This is a genomic window from Deferribacterota bacterium, from assembly GCA_034189185.1.
GTDB lineage: Bacteria > Chrysiogenota > Deferribacteres > Deferribacterales > UBA228 > UBA228.
Genome location: JAXHVM010000251.1, coordinates 1 through 2,010, shown reverse-complemented (window position 1 = coordinate 2,010; position 2,010 = coordinate 1). Strand labels below are relative to the sequence as shown.

3 protein-coding genes are annotated in these 2,010 nt (G+C 28.7%); 1 reads left to right on the top strand and 2 read right to left on the bottom strand.

Annotated elements, in window-relative coordinates:
• Positions 1-111: 111 nt before the first annotated feature.
• Together SVN78_10560 and SVN78_10555 are read right to left on the bottom strand one after the other, a co-directional pair.
• Positions 112-714 (bottom strand): molybdenum cofactor guanylyltransferase, encoded by a 603-nt coding sequence (locus SVN78_10560; protein MDY6822046.1) that lies wholly within the window; start codon positions 712-714, stop codon positions 112-114.
• Between the two features lie 20 nt (positions 715-734).
• Positions 735-1,172 (bottom strand): CoA-binding protein, encoded by a 438-nt coding sequence (locus SVN78_10555; GenBank protein ID MDY6822045.1) that lies wholly within the window; start codon positions 1,170-1,172, stop codon positions 735-737.
• 84 nt (positions 1,173-1,256) lie between these two features.
• On the opposite strand from SVN78_10555, the gene SVN78_10550 reads away from it, so the two are divergent.
• Positions 1,257-1,889: a flagellar hook basal-body protein gene (locus SVN78_10550; protein MDY6822044.1), complete on the top strand. Its 633-nt coding sequence runs from the start codon at positions 1,257-1,259 to the stop codon at positions 1,887-1,889.
• The last annotated feature ends 121 nt before the right edge of the window (positions 1,890-2,010 follow it).

Here is a 2,010-nt window from a genome sequence, read left to right as displayed (position 1 = left end):
ATTTATACATATAGAAATAATTACAATTATACTAACTGCCCCATAGGTAATAATATATTAATACTATCTAAATTAATAAATAGTTTTTGCCTCTAATATTTTAATTTTCATTCATAGGAAAACTTTTTTTACAAGCTTTTCAGCGTGTATAAAATCTTCTTTTTTATTTATATTTAAAAAACTAATAAATTGTGGATCTACATCCCTAAAATATCTCTCATCGAGAGTGTTTACCTTTAAATTGCCAAAAGCATCTAATATCTTATTTTTACCACTCTTAAAGTTTTCTTCTAAAACCTTTTTTGCTCTTTTTCTGTAAATACCTGCTAGGGTGTAGATTTTTCCATTTATTTTTGGCAACAAAATATCTACATCTTTTTCTAGATATCTATTTAATATTTTAAATATTTCCATATTCACAAAGGGCATATCTGCAGATACTATATAAACCAAATCATTTACTGTATATTCCAAGGCTGTTATAATTCCAACTAAGGGGCATTGTGATTCATATTTATCTACAACTTTTGTAGTATTTAAAATGTTATATTTTTTTATATTTTTTGCGATTATTACAATATCATCTACCTCTGAAAATGCATCAACAACATACTTTATCAGTGGTTTATTATTTAACATAGTCAATGTTTTATCTCTTCCAAATCTCTCACTTTTACCCCCTGCTAATATTGCAACTGAAATGTTATGCGACATAGTAAATTAGGTGTAAACAATTAATTGGTATTAGTATTCCCTTTTTTTGAGATTATTAATCTTAAATACTCTTTAAAGAGGCACTTATCCATAATAATTGGGATTGATGCTTTATCAGCTATTTCTTTTGCTTCTTCAGAATATATTCCTTCTTGAAGCCATATTAATTTTGCTTTTTTGAGGGCAGCCTCTTTAACAATATTAGGGGTCTCTTCTGATCTTCTAAATACATCAACAATATCTGGTCTTACATCTAAATCTAACAAACATTTATAGGCCTTAACACCTAAAACCTCATCTTCATTAGGATTAATCGGAATACAATTATATCCATTTTTTAGCAAGAATTTCATAATGCCATTACTTGCCCTTTCAGGCTTATTTGATGCCCCAACTATAGCAACTATTTTTGAATTTAATAGCATATTAGTGATAAATTCATCATTTATCTCATTCATACTACACCCCCGTTTCATTTGATAATTAATATAATAATATATAAATTTATTGAAAGTAATTAAAAATATTATATTTTAGTTAACATGATTGATAGTATATACTCCTCATATTCTGCTTTAAATGCTGCAACCGAAAAACAAGGAATAACAAGCAATAATATAGCAAACTCAACCACCCCTGGCTACAAAAGCAAAAGAGCCTCCCAAGTAGATGCTAGTGGTGGCGGAACATATATAAATTCAGTAAATAGTAATAATACAGAAAGCTATATTATTAGAACTGGTAATAATCTAGATTTAGCAATAAATGGCAGGGGGTATTTTAAACTAGACAACGGCAATAGCAATATTATTACTAGAAATGGCTCATTTAGAATAGATGAAAACAGGCAAATCGTAGATAATGAAGGTAATGTCCTATTTAGACTAAATGGTGGCTTAACTAATAATGAAATTAGAAATATAAATATTGATAAAGAGGGCAACATTTATACAGGGAATAGATTTCTAGGAAGACTAGAAATAGTTGACAAATACGGTAATACAATACCAGAAAATAATTATGAGATCTTAAGCGGTTATTTAGAGGCCTCAAATGTTGATATGACAAAGGAATTAGTAGATAACTTGATCAATCTTAGATATTTACAAGCAAATGCAGAATCATTTAAGACAAGCGATGAACTTATAGGTACAATAGTAAACTTAAAAGGATAATAAGGAGGATAGATGTGGCAAATATGGTAAAAAGCACTGAAATAAGGCTAAAAAGTAGACCAACTGGTTATCCTACAATGGATAATTTTGAGATAGCTAGCGCTGAGCTTCCTGAAGTAAA

Excerpts from the sequence above, each read along its gene's own strand:
- SVN78_10560 (MDY6822046.1), bottom strand. The coding sequence starts at position 714 with ATGTCGCATAACATTTCAGTTGCAATATTAGCAGGGGGTAAAAGTGAG.
- SVN78_10555 (MDY6822045.1), bottom strand. The coding sequence starts at position 1,172 with ATGAATGAGATAAATGATGAATTTATCACTAATATGCTATTAAATTCA.
- SVN78_10550 (MDY6822044.1), top strand. The coding sequence starts at position 1,257 with ATGATTGATAGTATATACTCCTCATATTCTGCTTTAAATGCTGCAACC.